The organism is Bacillus sp. VA15, from assembly GCF_055721145.1.
Map to the genome: position 1 here is coordinate 276,098 of NZ_JBVQPQ010000005.1, position 19,262 is coordinate 295,359.

The window sequence follows — 19,262 nt, forward strand, 5'->3', positions numbered from 1 at the left end:
TCACACTCATTTATAAAGTCTAGATTACAGTCTCAGTATATTACTTTCTGCCATAAATACAACCATTTACATTGAATATTAAAAATTTTACATATATTTACCTCGCAGACCTTTGCTCCAGCTCAGAGATGATGTGCTTATATCTTTTTTCCGTTAAAGGATAGAAGGCGATGAGAATAATAGATAGCAAAATGAAAAATCCCGGAATCAAAGCATTCATATTTTTAATCGCATTCAATGACGTAACTGTCTGATCTGCATTCGCCACATATCCGGCGATTCCTAAATAAATGGCCGAAAATGACCCGGCTAACGCAACACCCAGCTTATTAATAAAGCTCATGCTGGAAATCACAACACCATCCGCGCGAACTCCGGTTTTCCATTCCGCATAATCGACACAATCCGCAACCATTCCCCAAGCAAGCGTATTTAAAGGCGTTGTGAAAAATCCCGAAGCGAAAAGCCAAATGAAAATGAGTGTAATAGAAGAATACGGCGTAAAATGCAGGCCGGCATAAGAAATAAGCGATAGAGCTGCCGTGATCATCATAACTTGTTTTCTGCCCCACTTCTCAGAAAAGTAAGGAATAAACAAATTGCTGATCAGTGCTGCTCCAAAAAATAAAACAGTTCCCAAAAACACAAATTCCTTATGATTTACGTTATACGTAAAATAGTACACCATCGTACTGAGCTTAATATTAAACCCGATCGCAAAAGCCAAAAATGATGAAACTAACATAAGCAAAGGTTTGTTTCGGATTAAAACGGATAACGTCTTTTTGATCCCTTGTTTTTTTCTCTTTTTAGGATGAATCCGCTCCCGTACAGTAAAGAAACTAAATAGATTCAAAACGATGCTGACCGCCGCATAGATGAGCGCTGTCATCTGAAATCCAAACGCCTGATCCTCTCCTCCGATAGCAGTTGCAAGCGGTGTCGCACAGGAAATAGATAAAAGGATGCCGATATACACCAAAATCATCCGTGTTGTTGTCAGAACCGTTCGTTCCTCCACAGAATTCGTCATCCGCCCCGTTAAGCTGTTCACCGGAATCGTTTGCATACTAAAGGACATCCCCAGCAGAATATAGGTGATGTAAGCATATACCATATTCCCCGTCTCACCGAAATGAGGCGTCGTGAAACATAAAACCGTAAAAAGCGCAAAAGGAAATGCCACCCACAACAGATATGGCCTTGCCTTTCCCCATCTTGTGTTCGTTTTGTCTAAAATCAATCCCATGATCGGGTCAAATATAGCATCCAGCACCCGCACAACAAGAAACAACGTTGCGATCACCGCAGGCTGAATGCCGCCGACGTCTGTATAATAGAATAATAGGTATGCGTTTACAAACTGAAAGACAATATTATATGACATATCGCCGAATCCATATCCGATTCGCTCAAACCAGGACAGACCGTGATGCTTCGCCTTCAATGTCGTTGCTTTTTCTGTTTCAATCATCATTTCCCACCCCAAGAATCCATTTTCATTTCCAGTAAACAAGAGGGAGAATACAAAGATCCTCCCTGTTCACTCAGCGATTTGGATACACCATCACTTTTAAACATTCATTCTTAAATTGAAGCGCCCGCTCCATCGCCTCTTGCGTCTGCTCCAGTGAATATTGGTCCGTTACTAGATGCTTCGTGTCTACAATGCCTGAAGCGAGAAATTCGATTCCCTTTGGGTACGTATTGGCATAACGGAAGATCCCGTAAATATCAATCTCATTATCCGCAATAAACGGCACATTGAGCGGAATCTCGTTCTGTGAAGGCAAACCGACAATCGCCAGTTTCCCGCCCCGGCGCACAGAAGCAAGTGCAGATTGCAATGCCGTTGGATTCCCCGCTGTTTCCCAAGCAACATCAACGCCTCTATCATTCGTGATCGTTTTAATTTCTTCAAGCGCGTCCTGTTCACGGATATTGATGACATGAGTCGCTCCCATTTTTTTCGCAGCTTCTAACCGCAGCGGCTCTAAGTCGGTCACGATAATTGTGCCTGCCCCAAATGCTTTAGCTGCCGCAACAGCCATTAACCCAACAGGGCCCATCCCCATAATCGCAATTGTTGATCCGGGCTGTAGCTTCGTTCTCGCCGCTGCATGAATGCCGACAGAAAACGGCTCGATCAAAGCAGCATCTTCATAGGAAAGTGAATCGGGGATCAAAAAAACAAAGTCCTGCCGCATTTTGATATATTGGACAAACGCGCCATCTACTGGCGGTGTAGCCAAAAACTGTACATCCGGACAAAGATTATAGCGCCCTTCCTTGCACGCCTCACAGCGTCCGCACGTGACGCCCGGCTCTACAGCGACACGGTCTCCCACCTTGAATTGATCGACAGCTGATCCGACAGCAGCAATTTCTCCCGCACATTCATGGCCAAGGATAAATGGTTTTTCCACAACATAGTTGCCTATTCTGCCATTTGTATAGTAATGCAGATCCGATCCGCAAATTCCGACAGCCATCACCTTAATCAACACTTCATCATGATTGATGTCAGGCACAGGCAATGTTTCAATTTTGATCTCTCTTGTGTTGTGCATAACAGCCGCTTTCATGTTCTGAGGTACTGTGTGAGTCATTTGGCAAATTCCTTTCTTTAGAAAATAAAATGTAAGTGCATACATTTTTGTTTTCTCTGTTACTGCCCCCATTTTATCTGCTTTGCAACACGTTCAACAGCCTTTCCTGCTGTATAAAAGGACAGCCGCACTGTACTTTACTATTTTCTCATATACAAAAAACGCTGGATTGATAAAATAGTACTAATAGGAGGTGCAGGCTTATGGCTGAACTTGAAAACCGAAAACAATTTGCACAACTGCTGGCACCTGGCGTCAAAACGCTAAAACTTCATCCTGATTATAAAGTCAGAAGGAAAAAGAACGAAAAAACAGGACAGTCTTATATAGATAAAATCGCACTCCAGCTGGGGGTTTCCTCTAACACGATCAAAAGCTGGATCGGACAGATGGGGGCAAACTATATTCCCGGGAGAATCGACGACGGAAAACTGTTCGGAATGATCTGGATCATTCTCGAAAAGACCGACTTGGATATCGAGTGGTTGACCAACCTGCTGGAAACCACCACTATCCCTGTCATCAAACCCGCATTGCCTGTATGGGTAGCATCTTGTCTTAAAAAAGCAAAAACACTAGGAAAAGATGGATCATTTGGAGCTCCGAGTGATGACGATATTGAAATAGCAGTAAAACGGCTGTTTCATGATATCTCCGTCCAAAAAACGAATACGCTTACAGAACAGCCTATCACGCATAACCTCCCCTCACGCTGGTCCGGAAGCTTTATCGGACGCAGCTTTGATATGGAAGCGATACGGCAATGGATGCTTTCTCCGTCACCAGTCTGTTTAATCACCGGCTGGGCCGGCATGGGTAAAACCACAATCGCTCTTGAAGCTGCCTATTCCTGTGTCGACGATACTTCAGATTGGCCGGCATTCAACAGCATTATCTGGGTCAGCGCCGATTGGAAAGGCTTAAGCTTTAGCGATTTTTTAAATACGATCGCCTATCAGCTCGGACGCGCTGAACAAATCGATAAATCAATCAATGAAAAACGGTTCGTCGTCCGCAATGCGTTAGCCAATTACACTAGAGAAAAACCAGTACTGCTGATTGTTGACAGCATCGATACCGCAGAACGTGAGATTCACGAATTTATCACCAGCCTTCCGCAAGGCGTGAAAGTTCTCCTCACAGCTCGGGAAAACGTAAAGCAAACCTATCGGGAAAGCTTCGGAGAAATGGCAGCCATCCAGCTGAGCGGCCTTGACCAAACAGATGCCTTGGAATTTTTCCAGCAAGAAGTGCACCGCTGCTTACAAACATGCAACCTCCCATATAAGCGGGAAAAGCTGGAGCAGCTGTTACATCTATCGTCTGAACTGAAGTACGAATTCATTTCAGCGACTGCCGGAAACCCGAAAGCCATGGCACTCAGCATCGCCTATATGTCAGACGATGACATTCCCGCCCAGCAGCTGATTCACGAGCTCGGAAAAGCGGGCTACTCTCTGCTGGAATTGTTTGAGTTCCTCTTTGGCCGCACATGGGACAGATGCAACGAAGATACACGAAAGCTATGGCAGACGCTTTGCTTTTTCAGCAAGCCGCCTGATGAAAAAAGTCTGGCGGCAGCGGCCGGATTAGACGCTCGCCGTTTTCATTACGCAATTGAACAAATGCGATCTTTTGCTCTGATTCAGCCGGAACGAAGCGAAGGAAGAACACAGTACTTAGCGCATCAAACCGTTGTCGCTTACGGAGAACAGCACTTGTCCGAACATCACGAATATGAAAAAGAAGCCCGCAGCCGGTGGGCGCACTATTATATTGATTATGCCGCAACCCAATTAAAGCGGGAACAGCCAAACTCCATCTATTGGAGCTATTTGTTGGGACGAAATTTAGATCAAATGAAACAAGAATGGCCAAACATCTTAAAGGTCATCAAATGGGCGAGCGAAACCGGACAAAAAGAAATCCTAATCGAACTCATCACCCGTATCAGCCATTTTTTAAGCAGAATCAACCTGCCTCTGCGAATCGAATACGGAAGCAAAGCAGCCGACGCCGCCCATCTATTAGGCAAACACACACGAGAAGCGTACTTCCGAATCGACACAGCAGGCTGGGCACTGACGGAAGTCAATGATTTAGACGGAGCACTTCAGCAAATTGAAGCCGGCCTAAAGATTCTGGAACAATCAGACGCGGCAGAGCACGACGTTCACGATCTAAAGGTTTGGGGACACGCACTCAAAGCAAGGCTGTTTTTAAAAGCCGGGCAACAGGAAAAAGCAGAGACCATTTTAAACGAAATCGAAGATCAACCAATTTCCCCTACGATTCAACATAGGGTTCTATTGGTTCGCGGTGACTTAAGCTTCGCGAGAGGTTATGACGAATACGCCATTCAATTATACGAAGCGGCAAATGAGATCAGCTCTACGTACGGCGGCGAAAAAACGATAGAAGCCTATTTTAATTTAGGTGTGGCTTACGTGAAGTGTGACCAGTTTGAGAAAGCGGAAGAAGCCTTTGAGCAGATGCTCTATGACAAACATAACGCGAATCAGGTTGAATTGATCTATTATGATTATGGGATGGCGCAGTTGTTATATCGTAAAGGAGAGAAAACGAAGGCGAGTGAAGCTAATCAGAGGGCGATTCGTTTGATTGATTCGTGGGAGCCTGCGATTAATATTCGGAGAGAGGTGGAAGAACTGGAAATGGTGATTAAAGAAAACGACTAGTACGCATAGTAGTTCTGTCAGTAATCTCACTCAGTTTCTTTATTATAAATAGGAAAGGCCAACTGAAGTCTCAGTTGGCCTTTCGTTTCTTATTAAGGTCTACAAATGTACTGAACAAGGTTTTCCCGTATGTATTCTTTCTCGTATAAAGGAAAGCGTATTATTTGCCAGCTTTTTGCGACAAAGAACAATACCTGAATGACCACAATTGTAGACATATCTTGTTGGTTTCCCCCAACTTTCCCATAAATAATCTGCATCTTTTAAGTCAATATACTGATCATGTTTAGCAGAAATCAGCAGAATGTTATCTTTACTAACTTTCGGTAAAGCTTGACTAGCATCTGTGATATCCCAATACTTCACTAAATCTTCATATGTCACACCATTTTGTTCTAATTCTTCTCTTATGAATTTACCTGGGATCGTGTTCCATATTGAATAAGAAAGGCGATTGGCATAAAAGATTGATACCAATACATTTATTTGGGATTCAAGGGTAGCAATTAGATTAGTAACCCATCCCCCTAAGCTAACTCCCACCATGATAACAGGGCCTTTTTTATTTGCTTTTATCCAGTGAATGAACGCACGTAAGTCTACAATGGCCTGTCTTGTCGACTCAATTGTACGATCAATATTTGCACTAATCATCAATTCTCCACTATACAGTGAATTTTCCGGTTCTCTTTCAAAATGGTATGGAAGAGAATAATAGTACATGTTCCAGCCTAAATCGTTCATTATACGATTATGAAATATTTTTTTGATCCTATTGTACGAATCCATGCGCCAGCCGTGTACAAAGATGACATTGGGTGGATCTATATCATTTTCATTTAAAAAAACCTCCCCTTTTAAAGTATCATTAACAAGATTCCCAGATTGAATTAAGGATTCATAACTAAACGTTCCAACCCTATAATTTTTTTTAGATTCATTCAAATCAATTGAAACATCAGCTATATTTGCACTGTAAAATTCCTCTCTATCAACTACATCAGCTTTACAAACAGCAGCAAAATGTTTATCTTTGCTTCTTTTTCTGTGTAAATCATATAAAGCCAAACGATCTATCATTTCTGAAAAATGCACTATTAAGTCCTCCTTGATAATATCAGAGTTGATAATTGAGTTGTCTGTCTCAATAGAGTTGGGACGGATTTCATCAAGAATCTAACTCCATCAACAGTGAATTTTTGGGGATCGGATATCATTATTCTGTTGCTTTACCATAAAAGACTAGTTTCTAATTGCAAGGAAAACTTTTAGTAGCTAAAAAAAAGCAGCACAAATAGACATTTTAACAGAATTTCTCTTTGACAGTACTTTCCTAGGGGAGACCGTCTAAGAGTGTTGGTGGCACTATTATTTAGATAACTGGGTCTTTTTTGTCGTATGAGAGTATACCAATATGGTCTCCTGTCTGCAATAGAGAGAGAAGTAACAAAGGTTTGGACGAATAATTTTTAAACCCTATTTACCGAGTTATTAGATAAGCTCTACAAAGAGTAATGAACGGAGAAAGTAAACTAAGAATAAACAAAAAGGAAAGACTGATTTATCATGGTATATTCATTTGAATTTAAAAAAGACTCTTTAGGATACATAATAATAGTTCTTCCAACAGAACTAGAATACTTTTCCGATTTCATTGAAGATATTGTTTCAGTAGAGGAAGCTGATGAATACTTAAATATTGTTCAAGAAGTATTGGATGGTTCTTCTGAAGAATATGAGATTCAAGGGTATAAGAGTGATGATTGAAACTTTTGTAGGTCCTTTGAATTTCAAGGGACCTTTTTATTACTTCAATATCGCTTCAATTTTTGTTTTCGGTCCATAAATGCCATGTAAGCCCGTACATACTACACAGGTTTATTTACACATCAAAAAAGACAGAAAAAAAGAAGCTTCTCACAAGTTCGGTGAACTCATGAGAAGCCTCGAAAATTTATAAATAACATCAAAAGGGCATCAAAAATGACGTCCGTTGCCGACAAACCCTTGTAAATCAAGGGTTTTTTGTCGGTTTTACATCATGCCGCCCATACCGCCCATGCCGCCCATATCAGGCATTCCTGCGCCGCCAGCGTTTTCTTCTGGCTTGTCAGCGACAACGGCTTCTGTTGTTAAGAACATTGCAGCTACAGACGCAGCGTTTTGAAGAGCTGAGCGTGTAACTTTTGTTGGGTCAACGATACCTTTTTCGATCATGTTTACCCATTCGCCAGTTGCAGCGTTGAAGCCTACGCCGATTTCTTCGTTTTTGAGGCGTTCAACGATGACAGATCCTTCAAGACCAGCGTTGTGCGCGATTTGACGGATTGGCTCTTCAAGTGCGCGAAGCACGATGTTGATACCTGTTTGAGCATCGCCTTCAGCTTCAACTGCAGCCACTTTGTTATATACGTTTACAAGCGCTGTACCACCACCGGATACGATGCCTTCTTCAACAGCTGCGCGAGTTGAGTTCAGGGCGTCTTCGATGCGAAGTTTACGCTCTTTCAGCTCAGTTTCAGTTGCAGCGCCGACTTTGATGACAGCTACGCCGCCAGCAAGTTTCGCAAGACGCTCTTGTAATTTTTCTCTGTCGAATTCAGAAGTTGTTTCTTCCACTTGAGCGCGGATTTGAGTCACGCGGGCAGAAATTTTGTCTGTTTCGCCAGCGCCTTCAACGATTGTTGTGTTTTCTTTTGTAACGACAACTTTAGAAGCGCGTCCCAATTGTGTGATTTGAGTAGATTTCAGGTCAAGGCCAAGATCTTCTGTGATGACTTCTCCGCCAGTAAGGACAGCGATGTCTTCAAGCATTGCTTTACGGCGGTCACCGAAGCCAGGAGCTTTAACAGCCACTGCGTTGAATGTGCCGCGAAGTTTGTTCACAACAAGTGTTGCAAGTGCTTCGCCTTCAACATCCTCAGCGATCAGAAGCAATGGTTTGCCTTGCTGAACAACCTGCTCAAGCACAGGAAGGATTTCTTGAATGTTTGTGATTTTTTTGTCTGTGATTAAGATGTAAGGATTGTCAAGAACCGCTTCCATCTTATCAGAGTCAGTTACCATGTAAGGTGACGCATATCCGCGGTCGAATTGCATACCTTCCACAACTTCAAGTTCAGTTGTGAAGCCTTTAGACTCTTCGATTGTGATAACGCCGTCGTTTCCTACGCGCTCCATTGCTTCAGCGATAAGGCTTCCGACTTCCTCATCAGCAGCAGAGATCGCAGCAACTTGAGCGATAGACTCTTTGCCTTCAATTGGCTTAGAAATTTCTTTTAAGTTTTCGATCGCAACCGCTACAGCTTTTTCCATACCTTTACGCACGCCTACAGGGTTAGCGCCTGCTGTTACGTTTTTAAGGCCTTCACGGATCATTGCTTGCGCAAGAACTGTCGCAGTTGTTGTACCGTCACCGGCAACGTCATTTGTTTTGCTGGCTACTTCAGCAACAAGCTTAGCACCCATGTTTTCAAACGCATCTTCGAGTTCGATTTCTTTTGCGATTGTTACACCGTCATTTGTGATTAACGGAGAACCGAATTTTTTCTCTAGAACCACGTTGCGTCCTTTTGGTCCTAAAGTTACTTTAACAGCATCAGCAAGTGCATCGACACCACGAAGCATTGCGCGGCGAGCTTCTTCACTAAACTTAATTTCTTTTGCCATGTTTACAAGACCTCCTCAAATGTTTTAAGTATTGTTTATTTAAGAATTAGCCGATAACAGCTAAAATGTCGCTTTCACGTAAGATTAAGTATTCAGTACCTTCGTATTTCACTTCAGTACCTGCGTATTTTGAGAAGATAATGCGGTCGCCCTCTTTTACTTCTAAAGCAACGCGCTCTCCGCTTTCTAACACGCGACCTGAACCAGCTGCCACGATTTTGCCTTCTTGCGGTTTTTCTTTTGCAGAATCCGGCAACACAATTCCGCTGGCAGTTTTTTCTTCAGATTCTACGAGTTCAATGACAACGCGATCACCTAATGGCTTTAACAATGTAATAACCTCCTCAATAGTATGAATATGTAATTTTAGCACTCGACACTAAAGAGTGCTAACACAATTCTTATAATAAAGAATCTCCCTTCCAATTTCAAGTGATAAGATAAAAATTTTTTCACGCTTACATGATTCTTTTCAGCTCCCTTATCCCTTAGCTTTTTCACCCCCGTTCCGATTATGTTACAATAGCTGTAGATGAACGAAACCCATTTAACAAAGGAGTACATACCATTTGAGAAAACAGTATTGGTTTATTATTTTGACATATATCATCATGCAGTTTTCCGCATTAATCGGGATTCCCTTGTTATTTAAATTCGGTTATGCCGGAGGACAGCCTACCAAGGAGAATATGCTGCATGCACAAGGATTATGGTCCGTTATCAGCTTTATCGCCTGTCTCGTTGTCGTTCTGCTCATTCTGAGAACTGTTCCGAAAACAACGCTGCGAAACGGCCGGAAAGACTCCGTCGGACTTTCTATCCTTTGGGCGATAGCCGGTTTTTTCATTGCCCTTTTCTCTCAAGGAATAGCAGGCTCTATTGAATATTATGTATTCGGCATCGGAAGAGAATCAGAAAATACACAAGCTATTCTGGATGTCATTCAGGCAGTCCCGCTCATGATTATGGTTTCTTCTGTCGTCGGGCCTATATTAGAAGAAATCATCTTCAGAAAAATCATTTTCGGCACACTGTACGAAAAAACGAATTTCTTCTTTGCCGGACTGATCAGCTCGGTTATTTTCGGTATTGTTCACGCTGATTTGAAGCATCTTCTTCTTTATACAGCAATGGGTTTTACCTTTGCATTTTTATATGCGAGAACAAAACGGATATGGGTGCCGATTTTCGCCCATGTCATGATGAATACATTTGTCGTCATCATGCAGCTTGAGCCTGTTCAGAACTACCTTGAACAGCAGAGCACACAAATGCAATTGATTATTGGAGGATTATTTTTATGAGAAACCCGGTAGTTTGGGGAATGATCTACTTTGCCGTAGGGTGCATCTTTACTTATCTTGCCGCAAGCTCGCCAGGCAGCATGTGGTCATTTTACTCCATCCTGCTGATGGTGTTCGCCGCTTACAACATCAGCATTTCTTTTAAGATGTTCGCCTTTTCATTTAAAATTAAAAAGAACCAGAAATAAAGAAAATCCATTTCTCTCATGAGAAATGGATTTTTTATTATTGCCCGGAAGACACGTCCTGATCGGCAGCACTGCTTTTCTGCGCTTTCCGATAGGCTGCCTTCGATATAAGAATACTGATTTCATATAAAATCAACAGTGGAACAGTGACCATCATATGAGACAAAAGCTCAGGCGGTGTAATTAGGGCAGCGATCACAAGCAGCGTAAAATACGCATACTTTCTGATTTTCGCTAAGAACATCGGTGTCACAATTCCAAGCCTGGTCATAAACATGAGGATGACCGGCATTTGGAACAGCAGTCCAAACGGAATCGTCAGCTGCAAAAGAAAATGAAAATATTCATTAATTCCGATCACCTGATTGACATTCAAATCCTGAGAGATCCGCTTCATAAAATCAACAACAAAAGGAAATAAAATATAATATGAAAAAGATAAGCCCGCTAAAAACAGCAAAATAGAGATCGGAATGTAGCTGAGCGTTACTTTGCGCTCTTTCTCATAGAGGCCTGGACTCACAAAAGCCCAAAGCTGATAAAGAATAATCGGTGAGGTCAGGACAATCCCGATGATAAACGCGAATTGCATAAACACAAAAAGCGGGTCTGTCAGATTAAACGCATTAAGCGTAAGCTCCTTCGCTTCATCCGTTTTTTGCAGATAAACAATCATGGGCTTCGCTAAAAAAAATCCTGCGATAGAGAAAACGACAAATGCCAGTGCCACAACCAGCAATCGTTTTCGAAGCTCAGCAATATGTTCCAGCAGCGACATTTGATTCACTTTCATTCGTGTCATCCTAACTTACTGATCTTCTTTCTTTTTTTCCTCGTCATCACTCGTTAATCCTTTAGTAGCATTTTTGAATTCACGAAGTGTGTCTCCAGCAGCTTTCCCCAGTTCAGGCAGCTTTTTGGGACCGAAGATGATCAGAGCAACGATTGCGATAACAGCAAGGCTTCCAGGACCGATCGGCATATTTGGGCTCCTCCTTTCCCTCTATTCGATTTCCTCTAAAACTGAATAATGCTTCAAGAAATAAACCAGTGACTGAAGCTCTACAGCTAAATCTATATGATGAATTCGAATGTGTTCCGGCACATTCAAACGGGCCGGCGTAAAATTAAGGATTCCCTTGATTCCTAACGCGACCAATCTGTCTGTAATGGATTGAGCGGCAACTGCTGGCACTGTAAGAATGGCAACTGATTCATTTTTTACGTGTTGTTCAAGGTCGTCAAGGTTATAGACAGGCACGCCGCCTACCTCAGTTCCTATTTTACTCTCATTTATATCAAAAGCCATAGAAATTTTTGTGTTATTATTTTTTGTGAAATTATAGTGAAGAAATGCCGTTCCCAAGTTCCCCACACCAATCAAGATGACATCTGTCATCTCATCCTGATCAAGCGTTTTTCGGAAAAATGACAGCAAATAATCCACATTATATCCATATCCTTTTTTGCCAAGAGCTCCAAAATAGGAAAAATCCCTGCGAATCGTGGCAGAATCAACCTTTACGGCATCACTGAGTTCAGCGGATGATACACGCTGTTTTCCTGACGCATGCAGATTCTTTAAAAAGCGATAGTAAAGCGGCAGCCGTTTTGCCGTCGCCTGCGGAATTTTTGATTGATCCTTATTCATTTTTGGTCCTCCACATTATACTCGGATAGTTCTCTTTTAAAGTCACCGTTTTTCCCGCCTGTCTTCTCCAGCAAGAAAGTAGGGCCGATGACCATTCCCTTATCAAGGGCCTTGCACATATCGTAAACGGTAAGAGCGCACACCGATGCAGAAGTGAGCGCTTCCATTTCCACACCTGTACTCCCTTTCGTTTTGACCTGTGCTTTTATATGAAGTATAACTTCTGCTTCTTTTATTTTCCAGTCAAACGATATATCTACCCCGCTCAGTGAAAGCGGATGGCACATCGGAATGATATTCGACGTTTGCTTTGCGGCCATAATGCCTGCCACCTGCGCAACAGCCAGTACATCTCCTTTGCCGATATCATGACTTTGTATTTTCTCGTACACTTCATTTTTCATGTGTACGCTTGAAACAGCCGCCGCAGTACGGACAGTCGAAGATTTTTCGCTGATGTCCACCATCTGGGCTCTGCCCTGTTCATTAAAATGAGAAAATCCATTCATATTAAAACTCTCCTTAAACAGATCATACACTATTTTCTTCTCTATGTCTTATTCAGCCAATGTATTGTTTGCTGACTTCTGGTTCATAAGCTACACTTAACTTATTATAGCAGAGGTGAAATAATATGATGATCTTACAAGTTAATCAGCTATCCAAATCATTTGGTGCTGATACTATTTTAAACAATATAAAGCTGGAAGTCAGAAATCGTGATCGCGTCGCCATTGTAGGAAGAAATGGCGCGGGAAAATCCACGCTGCTTAAAATTATCGCAGGCCAGCTTTCGTATGAAAAGGGCGAACTCATTAAACCGAAAGATATTACAATGGGATATCTTGCCCAGCATACGGGCTTGGATTCTAAGCTTACCATAAAAGAAGAACTGCTGACTGTTTTTGACCACTTAAAAGCAATGGAAAAGGAAATGCGGGCTATCGAAGAAAAAATGGCGGCAGCTGATCCTGGTGAATTGGAAAGCATCATGAAAACCTATGACCGGCTTCAGCAGGAATTTAAAGATAAAGGCGGCTATCAATATGAAGCGGATGTCAGATCTGTGCTTCACGGACTTGGTTTCAGCCATTTTGACGATTCAACACAGGTGCAAAGCCTCAGCGGGGGGCAGAAAACAAGGCTGGCCCTTGGTAAGCTTCTGTTAACACAGCCTGATTTGCTCATTCTCGATGAGCCGACAAACCATCTCGATATTGATACACTAACCTGGCTTGAACATTATTTGCAAGGCTATTCAGGCGCCATTCTCATCGTTTCGCATGACCGCTACTTTTTGGACAAAGTAGTAAACCAAGTATACGAGGTATCAAGAGCTGAAAGCAAAAAATATCACGGCAACTACAGCGCTTATCTCGACCAAAAAGCCGCGCAGTATGAAAAAGATCTTAAAGTGTATGAAAAGCAGCAGGATGAAATCGCAAAGCTTCAAGACTTCGTAGACCGAAATCTTGCGAGAGCTTCTACCACAAAAAGAGCGCAAAGCCGCCGAAAGCAGCTGGAGCGAATGGAAGTCATGTCAAAACCGCTCGGCGATGAAAAATCCGCAAACTTTCATTTTGATATTACAAAACAGAGCGGAAATGAAGTCCTGCGCGTTCAGGATCTCACAATCAGCTATGAAAACCAGCCGCCGCTTTTAACAGAAGTGTCGTTCAAGCTCACAAGAGGAGAAAGCGCCGCTCTTGTCGGCCCTAACGGAATCGGTAAATCGACATTGCTGAAAACATTAATGGACACCCTAAAGCCAGATCAAGGAACAATCTCATACGGCTCGAATGTCAGTGTCGGCTACTATGATCAGGAGCAGGCTGAACTGACTTCCTCTAAACGCGTCCTTGATGAGCTGTGGGATGAGTACCCTGGTCTTCCGGAGAAAGAAATCCGAACTTGTCTCGGCAATTTCTTATTCTCCGGAGATGATGTACTGAAACCCGTCCATTCACTGAGCGGGGGTGAGAAAGCAAGATTGGCCCTTGCTAAGCTGATGCTTCAAAAAGCTAATTTTCTCATCCTTGATGAACCGACGAACCATCTGGACTTAGACAGCAAAGAAGTTCTTGAAAACGCGCTGATTGATTATCCAGGCACACTGTTATTTGTCTCTCATGACAGATATTTTATTAACAGAATCGCCACAAGAGTATTGGAGCTTTCTTCAAATCATATAGAAGAGTATCTGGGAGATTACGATTATTATACGGAGAAAAAAACAGAGCAGCTTGAATTGGAGAAAATGAATCAGCAAGAGGAAATAGAAAAAACGCCTGCTGCGGTAAAGTCTGACTCCAAACGTTCTTACGAGGAAGAAAAAGAATGGAAAAAGAAAGAGCGCCAACGGCTCCGCCGGATTGAAGAAATTGAAACCACTGTTCAAACTATTGAAGAAAACATTAGTCATAACGATGAATTGCTATGTGATCCGGAAGTCTATCAAGACCATGAAAAGGTACAAGCCATCCATGCAGACAACGAGAAACTCAATCAGGAGCTGGAAACTCTTTTGTCTGAATGGGAAGAACTATCCACAGAAGAAGATTAAAAAAGTCAAGCACCTCTTTTTAGAGGTGCTTTTTTATCCACAGAAAATAACCTTATAAACAAACAAAGTAAACGCTTTATACACATTATCCACAAAATATTCTGAATTTATCCACTTTATTAACAGTGTCTTCAGCCCTTTATCCATCGATATCTTCATAATTACTAACAGATATGTGGATAAATTGAGAATTATCTGTTAATAACAGATAAAAAGCCTCACTCCGTTAGGTCGTGAGACTTTGATAAGAAGTCAATTCAAGGCCAGGCTGGCCATTCATATCATATGCACCGCGAATTCCCTTCTCAAAAGCAATTGTACCAGCTGCAGCGATCATCGCAGCATTATCCGTACATAATGCTAACGGAGGAATGACAAGCGTAATCCCCTCATGCTGGGCAAATTCCTTTTCTAATGCAGCTCTGAGGCCTCTATTTGCAGCTACTCCTCCAGCTAAAAGGACTTGTTTGACACCATATTCCTTTGCCGCACGCGCCGTTTTTGTTACCAAGACATCTATTACGCTATTTTGGAAACTGGCAGACAAATCTTCCGGAGCAATCTCCTGTCCTTTTTGAGACGCATTATGAAGCGTATTGATCACCGCAGACTTCAACCCGCTGAAACTGAAATTGTAAGAGCCTTCTTCGAGCCATGCGCGAGGAAGCGGAATATTGTCATTCCCTTTTTCAGCAAGCTTGTCAATTTGCGGTCCACCCGGATACGGCAGTCCCATCGTTCGCGCCACTTTATCGTAGGCTTCTCCTGCTGCATCATCGAGAGTTTCTCCAATGACTTCAAATGATCCGTGCTCCTTCATATAAACCAATTCCGTATGGCCTCCTGAAACGACCAACGCCAGTGCCGGGAACACAATCTCTTCTACAAGACGGTTCGCGTATATATGACCGGCTATATGATGGACGCCAACTAACGGAATGTTATGCGCAAAGCTCAATGCTTTAGCAGCGTTCACTCCGATAAGAAGCGCTCCCACCAGTCCCGGACCTTCAGTGACTGCAATCGCATCAATATCACTATACGTCATGCCAGCTTTACGAAAAGCCTCTTCTATGACCAAAGTGATTTGCTCAACATGATGTCTGGAAGCAATTTCCGGAACAACGCCTCCAAAGCGCTTATGGCTTTCAATTTGAGAGGCTACTACGTTTGATATAATTTCTTTCCCGTTTTTTACGATAGCTGCCGCTGTTTCATCACAGCTTGTTTCAATTCCTAATACGTAAATCTCTTTTTGCTCACTCATTTATCGTCACCCACATAATTAACGCATCTTCCCCGTTATCAGTATAATAGTTCTTTCTTATTCCGCCGGGCTGCATCCCGAACTTCTTATATAAGCCTTGAGCAGGATGATTAGAAACCCTCACTTCAAGCGAAAGCCGTCTTGCGTCTTTTTCTTTGCACAGTTCAATCGCTGAGCGAAAAAGCGTTTCTCCTAAAGACTTGCCGCGATACTCGGGTTTTATAGCTATATTTGTAATTTGGGCGTCGTCCATCACGATCCAAATCCCGCAATACCCAGCAACATGGCCGTCCTTTTCAATCACAAGATAATGAGCATACGGATTTTCCATCAGCTCATGAAAAAACGAATCCTTCGTCCAAGGAGACGTAAAAGAGGATGTTTCGATTTCGTATACGTGATCAATATCATCAAGCCGCATGTTTCTGACAGCTGCTTTTGTTTTCATCCTATCACCCTACTTTTGACTTTCAATCCATTTCGCTTCAGCTTCTGCCAGCCGCAAGTAATCCGGGACAAGCCCGTGAACATCAGCTTCTTCTTTTTCCGCCCCTAAAAAAGCCAATTCTGAAGGACGCGGGTTATGCTGAGCAGCAGCTCCAACAATCCCTTTTGTCCCAAGCACATCCTCTATCATCTGCTTGTGAATAGAAGTATCATGACCTAAAAACAAAACAGGGCGATCCTTTTCTTTTAGCATCTCCAGCCATTCGGCCAGCATCACATTTTGATCAGGAACCACTTGTTCCAAAAGCCCGTTTTTGTATTCATACAGACCTGTATACACCTGTCCCCGTCTTGCATCAAAGATAGGACTGATCAGACCGTCAAAATGCCGGCCATTTGCCGCAAGCGCCTCAAGGCTTGATACAGCAGAAATCGGAATGTGTAAAGACCAGGCAAGTGTTTTGGCGAGCGTCACACCTATTCTTACTCCTGTGTATGAACCAGGGCCTTTTGCAACAACAATTTTAGAAAGATCCTGCGGTGCCATATCACATTCGTTCAGCAATGAATGAACAGCAGGCATCGCTCTAACAGAATGGTTCTTTTTCAAATATGTAATGTATTCTGCTATGACGGTATCTTCTCGAAGCAGTGCAATGCCTAACGTATAATTTGATGTATCAATTGCTAATATTGTCATGTCTACTTATCTCCTCACAAAGCATTTCATACCGATTCCCGACAGCAGTAAAGGTAATTTCCCGCTCATCATCACCAACTCTTTTGATGACAATTTGCAGTCGCTCCTGCGGAAGCTGTTCTTCAATTAAATGGGCCCATTCAACGAGACAGACACCTTGTCCGTGAAAATATTCATCAAGTCCCAAATCTTCGCTTTCGTCTTCCATTCTATACACATCCATATGATAAAGAGGAAGTGAGCCATCATTATATTCTTTTATAATTGTAAAAGTCGGACTGTTTACAACACGTGTAATGCCAAGTCCTTCCGCAAAACCTTTCGTGAAAGTCGTTTTTCCGGCACCTAAATCGCCCTCTAATGTCAGGACGTCTCCCGGCTTAGCAAACGATGCCGTAAGTTTTGCTATCGCTTTTGTTTCTTCAGGATTTACAGTTCTCCACTTTAATTGCTTCACACGAGTCACCCGTCTTATTTAAAATGATTATATCCTTTTTTCTCTAAGGCCATTGTTGTTTTTTCTGTTTTTAGGATCACGTTGGATTCTGTTTTTTCCCTGACATGGCCAATCTTTGTAATGGGCAGTTGACGTTTTTCGCACTCCTGCTTCAACACTTCCCATTCCTTCTTTGAAACAGTCCCTGTCAGCTCAAAATCCTCTCCGCCAAACAAAGCCCATTCTTTCCAGTTAGAATGAAGCTTAGGCAAGTCAGAATGGACCGGGAGGATGCTTTCATCAATTTCAATTGAAACACAGCTGGCTTCTGCAATCTCATTCAGTTCACTAGCTAATCCGTCACTGATATCATTTAAAGCTGCCCGCTTAATACTCGAGCATAATCTCCCGACGCTTACTCTTGGCTGAGGCCGTTTATGCCTGTTGATAAAGTAATCCGTGTCCAAAAATAAATTTTGAGGATTATTCTCCTCTAATAATAAAGAAAGTCCTGCTGCAGATGAACCAATTTCCCCAGTTACAAACACAATATCATTCGGTCTTGCCAAGCTGCGCAAACAAGCTCGTCCCTTTTCTACTTCACCGATCACAGTGACAGTTACGACTAATTTATCAGAGGTAGAGACTGTATCGCCGCCAATCAGATCCATATGATATAGTTTCGCCAGTTCATTCATTCCTTCATACATTGCCTTGATTTCAGATTCCGTCCATTTTGCAGGTACCGCAAGTGATACCAAATAAAATTTAGGAATGCCTCCCATCGCGGCAATATCACTTATATTAACGGCTAACGCCTTATACCCGATATCTTCAGGTGAGGAATAGTGTAATTTAAAGTGCACATCTTCTACCATAGTATCCACACAAACAATTTCCTGAACGCCGTGTTTCGCAGTGTAGAGTGCTGCATCATCACCTATTCCTACATCAACGGAAGAATGGTGAATGGTCCGCGGAGTAATGCTATGTATCAAATCAAATTCATCCATGAACCAAAACCTCCTTTCAACCTGCTTATGCCTATATGTACTCTTCCTAGTGTATCGAATTTTGCTGGAATATCCAAGATATTGCCGATATAAAGAAAGCTTGGTTATCACACCAAGCAGAAAGATACAATAAAAGAAAACACAAAAAAAACGAAAACATGATCGTTTCGTTTACAATAATGGCGGTCCGGACGGGACTCGAACCCGCGACCTCCTGCGTGACAGGCAGGCATTCTAACCAACTGAACTACCGGACCATATTTGTATAAAATGATTTTGTCTGCACCCTTCGGGCACTTCTTATATCATTTATATATTTGGTTGCGGGGGCAGGATTTGAACCTGCGACCTTCGGGTTATGAGCCCGACGAGCTACCGAACTGCTCCACCCCGCGATGATAATAATTTAAGATAAAAGCTTGGCGGCGTCCTACTCTCACAGGGGGAAACCCCCGACTACCATCGGCGCTGAAGAGCTTAACTTCCGTGTTCGGCATGGGAACGGGTGTGACCTCTTCGCTATCGCCACCAAACAAATTGAGAGTGTTCTCTCAAAACTAGATAACAGGTGTGACATCATTCAAAATGTGGTTAAGTCCTCGATCGATTAGTATCTGTCAGCTCCATGTGTCGCCACACTTCCACCTCAGACCTATCAACCTGATCATCTTTCAGGGATCTTACTTCCTTGCGGAATGGGAAATCTCATCTTGAGG

General features: G+C 42.6%; 19 protein-coding genes, 2 tRNA genes, 2 rRNA genes and 1 pseudogene. 5 read left to right on the top strand and 19 right to left on the bottom strand.

Annotation, left to right across the window (positions count from 1 at the left end):
• Positions 1-97: 97 nt before the first annotated feature.
• Together AC0DBE_RS15075 and gutB are read right to left on the bottom strand one after the other, a co-directional pair.
• On the bottom strand, positions 98-1,474 hold the full coding sequence (locus tag AC0DBE_RS15075; protein ID WP_079289003.1) for an MFS transporter: 1,377 nt from the start codon (positions 1,472-1,474) through the stop codon (positions 98-100).
• Positions 1,475-1,547: 73 nt separating this feature from the next.
• Entirely contained in the window at positions 1,548-2,609 is a 1,062-nt protein-coding gene (gene gutB / locus AC0DBE_RS15080) for a sorbitol dehydrogenase (RefSeq protein WP_268454443.1), read from the bottom strand.
• Positions 2,610-2,812: 203 nt separating this feature from the next.
• Between gutB and AC0DBE_RS15085 the strand changes: the two genes are divergently transcribed.
• Positions 2,813-5,308: an NB-ARC domain-containing protein gene (locus AC0DBE_RS15085; protein ID WP_472962723.1), complete on the top strand. Its 2,496-nt coding sequence runs from the start codon at positions 2,813-2,815 to the stop codon at positions 5,306-5,308.
• 99 nt (positions 5,309-5,407) lie between these two features.
• Here AC0DBE_RS15085 and AC0DBE_RS15090 read toward each other — a convergent pair whose 3' ends face one another.
• Positions 5,408-6,097, bottom strand: a complete 690-nt coding sequence (locus AC0DBE_RS15090) for an alpha/beta hydrolase family protein (RefSeq protein ID WP_472962740.1) — start codon at positions 6,095-6,097, stop codon at positions 5,408-5,410.
• A 144-nt stretch (positions 6,098-6,241) separates the two neighbouring features.
• Positions 6,242-6,525: pseudogene (locus AC0DBE_RS15095) on the bottom strand (hypothetical protein); the annotation flags it as partial.
• 349 nt (positions 6,526-6,874) lie between these two features.
• Here AC0DBE_RS15095 and AC0DBE_RS15100 point away from each other — a divergent pair.
• Complete coding sequence (locus AC0DBE_RS15100; RefSeq protein ID WP_240508183.1) at positions 6,875-7,075, top strand: hypothetical protein; 201 nt, start codon at positions 6,875-6,877, stop codon at positions 7,073-7,075.
• A gap of 267 nt (positions 7,076-7,342) precedes the next feature.
• On the opposite strand, the gene groL is transcribed toward AC0DBE_RS15100, so the two are convergent.
• Complete coding sequence (gene groL, locus AC0DBE_RS15105) at positions 7,343-8,977, bottom strand: chaperonin GroEL (RefSeq protein WP_014112882.1); 1,635 nt, start codon at positions 8,975-8,977, stop codon at positions 7,343-7,345.
• Positions 8,978-9,023: 46 nt separating this feature from the next.
• The gene (gene groES, locus AC0DBE_RS15110) at positions 9,024-9,308 is read right to left on the bottom strand and encodes a co-chaperone GroES (protein ID WP_003155970.1); all 285 of its coding nucleotides are present in this window, start codon (positions 9,306-9,308) and stop codon (positions 9,024-9,026) included.
• Between the two features lie 238 nt (positions 9,309-9,546).
• Here groES and AC0DBE_RS15115 point away from each other — a divergent pair, with 238 nt between their 5' ends.
• Together AC0DBE_RS15115 and AC0DBE_RS15120 are read left to right on the top strand one after the other, a co-directional pair.
• Positions 9,547-10,281, top strand: a complete 735-nt coding sequence (locus AC0DBE_RS15115) for a CPBP family intramembrane glutamic endopeptidase (RefSeq protein ID WP_014112881.1) — start codon at positions 9,547-9,549, stop codon at positions 10,279-10,281.
• Positions 10,278-10,469, top strand: coding sequence for a YdiK family protein (locus tag AC0DBE_RS15120; RefSeq protein WP_003225680.1), 192 nt, complete (start codon positions 10,278-10,280; stop codon positions 10,467-10,469). Before AC0DBE_RS15115 ends, AC0DBE_RS15120 begins: the two co-directional genes overlap by 4 nt.
• 37 nt (positions 10,470-10,506) lie before the next feature.
• Here AC0DBE_RS15120 and tatC read toward each other — a convergent pair whose 3' ends face one another.
• Genes tatC through moaC form a run of 4 tightly spaced genes read right to left on the bottom strand, consistent with a single transcriptional unit; the run spans position 10,507 to position 12,629 of the window.
• Positions 10,507-11,271: a twin-arginine translocase subunit TatC gene (tatC, locus tag AC0DBE_RS15125; RefSeq protein WP_472962727.1), complete on the bottom strand. Its 765-nt coding sequence runs from the start codon at positions 11,269-11,271 to the stop codon at positions 10,507-10,509.
• Between the two features lie 6 nt (positions 11,272-11,277).
• Positions 11,278-11,451, bottom strand: a complete 174-nt coding sequence (gene tatAY, locus AC0DBE_RS15130) for a sec-independent protein translocase protein TatAY (protein ID WP_003225684.1) — start codon at positions 11,449-11,451, stop codon at positions 11,278-11,280.
• A 21-nt stretch (positions 11,452-11,472) separates the two neighbouring features.
• Positions 11,473-12,120, bottom strand: coding sequence for a redox-sensing transcriptional repressor Rex (locus AC0DBE_RS15135; RefSeq protein WP_003225686.1), 648 nt, complete (start codon positions 12,118-12,120; stop codon positions 11,473-11,475).
• Positions 12,117-12,629, bottom strand: coding sequence for a cyclic pyranopterin monophosphate synthase MoaC (moaC, locus tag AC0DBE_RS15140; protein ID WP_014112879.1), 513 nt, complete (start codon positions 12,627-12,629; stop codon positions 12,117-12,119). The genes AC0DBE_RS15135 and moaC overlap by 4 nt, the downstream gene beginning before the upstream one ends.
• A 125-nt stretch (positions 12,630-12,754) precedes the next feature.
• On the opposite strand from moaC, the gene AC0DBE_RS15145 reads away from it, so the two are divergent.
• Positions 12,755-14,683 carry an ABC-F family ATP-binding cassette domain-containing protein gene (locus tag AC0DBE_RS15145; protein ID WP_472962729.1) on the top strand — a complete coding sequence of 643 codons (1,929 nt, stop codon included), beginning with the start codon at positions 12,755-12,757 and terminating at the stop codon, positions 14,681-14,683.
• 226 nt (positions 14,684-14,909) lie between these two features.
• On the opposite strand, the gene tsaD is transcribed toward AC0DBE_RS15145, so the two are convergent.
• The 9 genes from tsaD to AC0DBE_RS15190 form a co-directional block, all read right to left on the bottom strand.
• On the bottom strand, positions 14,910-15,950 hold the full coding sequence (tsaD, locus tag AC0DBE_RS15150) for a tRNA (adenosine(37)-N6)-threonylcarbamoyltransferase complex transferase subunit TsaD (protein WP_014112876.1): 1,041 nt from the start codon (positions 15,948-15,950) through the stop codon (positions 14,910-14,912).
• Complete coding sequence (gene rimI / locus AC0DBE_RS15155; RefSeq protein WP_472962731.1) at positions 15,943-16,398, bottom strand: ribosomal protein S18-alanine N-acetyltransferase; 456 nt, start codon at positions 16,396-16,398, stop codon at positions 15,943-15,945. The genes tsaD and rimI overlap by 8 nt, the downstream gene beginning before the upstream one ends.
• 9 nt (positions 16,399-16,407) lie before the next feature.
• Positions 16,408-17,097, bottom strand: a complete 690-nt coding sequence (tsaB, locus tag AC0DBE_RS15160) for a tRNA (adenosine(37)-N6)-threonylcarbamoyltransferase complex dimerization subunit type 1 TsaB (protein ID WP_242734569.1) — start codon at positions 17,095-17,097, stop codon at positions 16,408-16,410.
• On the bottom strand, positions 17,078-17,554 hold the full coding sequence (gene tsaE / locus AC0DBE_RS15165; protein WP_014112873.1) for a tRNA (adenosine(37)-N6)-threonylcarbamoyltransferase complex ATPase subunit type 1 TsaE: 477 nt from the start codon (positions 17,552-17,554) through the stop codon (positions 17,078-17,080). Before tsaE ends, tsaB begins: the two co-directional genes overlap by 20 nt.
• Before the next feature lie 14 nt (positions 17,555-17,568).
• Complete coding sequence (gene thiL, locus AC0DBE_RS15170; RefSeq protein WP_472962733.1) at positions 17,569-18,546, bottom strand: thiamine-phosphate kinase; 978 nt, start codon at positions 18,544-18,546, stop codon at positions 17,569-17,571.
• Positions 18,547-18,726: 180 nt separating this feature from the next.
• Positions 18,727-18,803: transfer RNA gene (locus tag AC0DBE_RS15175), tRNA-Asp, on the bottom strand.
• A 61-nt stretch (positions 18,804-18,864) separates the two neighbouring features.
• Positions 18,865-18,941, bottom strand: a tRNA-Met gene (locus tag AC0DBE_RS15180).
• Between the two features lie 22 nt (positions 18,942-18,963).
• Positions 18,964-19,079 (bottom strand): 5S ribosomal RNA (rrf, locus tag AC0DBE_RS15185).
• Between the two features lie 54 nt (positions 19,080-19,133).
• Positions 19,134-19,262, bottom strand: a 23S ribosomal RNA gene (locus AC0DBE_RS15190); the annotation flags it as partial.

What these genes read in the sequence shown, in the direction of transcription:
- tatC (WP_472962727.1), bottom strand. Translation starts at nt 11,271, where the DNA reads ATGACACGAATGAAAGTGAATCAAATGTCGCTGCTGGAACATATTGCT.
- groL (WP_014112882.1), bottom strand. Translation starts at nt 8,977, where the DNA reads ATGGCAAAAGAAATTAAGTTTAGTGAAGAAGCTCGCCGCGCAATGCTT.
- AC0DBE_RS15120 (WP_003225680.1), top strand. Translation starts at nt 10,278, where the DNA reads ATGAGAAACCCGGTAGTTTGGGGAATGATCTACTTTGCCGTAGGGTGC.
- tatAY (WP_003225684.1), bottom strand. Translation starts at nt 11,451, where the DNA reads ATGCCGATCGGTCCTGGAAGCCTTGCTGTTATCGCAATCGTTGCTCTG.
- gutB (WP_268454443.1), bottom strand. Translation starts at nt 2,609, where the DNA reads ATGACTCACACAGTACCTCAGAACATGAAAGCGGCTGTTATGCACAAC.
- rimI (WP_472962731.1), bottom strand. Translation starts at nt 16,398, where the DNA reads ATGAAAACAAAAGCAGCTGTCAGAAACATGCGGCTTGATGATATTGAT.
- AC0DBE_RS15075 (WP_079289003.1), bottom strand. Translation starts at nt 1,474, where the DNA reads ATGATTGAAACAGAAAAAGCAACGACATTGAAGGCGAAGCATCACGGT.
- AC0DBE_RS15100 (WP_240508183.1), top strand. Translation starts at nt 6,875, where the DNA reads ATGGTATATTCATTTGAATTTAAAAAAGACTCTTTAGGATACATAATA.
- thiL (WP_472962733.1), bottom strand. Translation starts at nt 18,546, where the DNA reads ATGGATGAATTTGATTTGATACATAGCATTACTCCGCGGACCATTCAC.
- tsaD (WP_014112876.1), bottom strand. Translation starts at nt 15,950, where the DNA reads ATGAGTGAGCAAAAAGAGATTTACGTATTAGGAATTGAAACAAGCTGT.
- moaC (WP_014112879.1), bottom strand. Translation starts at nt 12,629, where the DNA reads ATGAATGGATTTTCTCATTTTAATGAACAGGGCAGAGCCCAGATGGTG.
- tsaB (WP_242734569.1), bottom strand. Translation starts at nt 17,097, where the DNA reads ATGACAATATTAGCAATTGATACATCAAATTATACGTTAGGCATTGCA.
- AC0DBE_RS15145 (WP_472962729.1), top strand. Translation starts at nt 12,755, where the DNA reads ATGATGATCTTACAAGTTAATCAGCTATCCAAATCATTTGGTGCTGAT.
- AC0DBE_RS15135 (WP_003225686.1), bottom strand. Translation starts at nt 12,120, where the DNA reads ATGAATAAGGATCAATCAAAAATTCCGCAGGCGACGGCAAAACGGCTG.
- AC0DBE_RS15090 (WP_472962740.1), bottom strand. Translation starts at nt 6,097, where the DNA reads ATGGATTCGTACAATAGGATCAAAAAAATATTTCATAATCGTATAATG.
- AC0DBE_RS15085 (WP_472962723.1), top strand. Translation starts at nt 2,813, where the DNA reads ATGGCTGAACTTGAAAACCGAAAACAATTTGCACAACTGCTGGCACCT.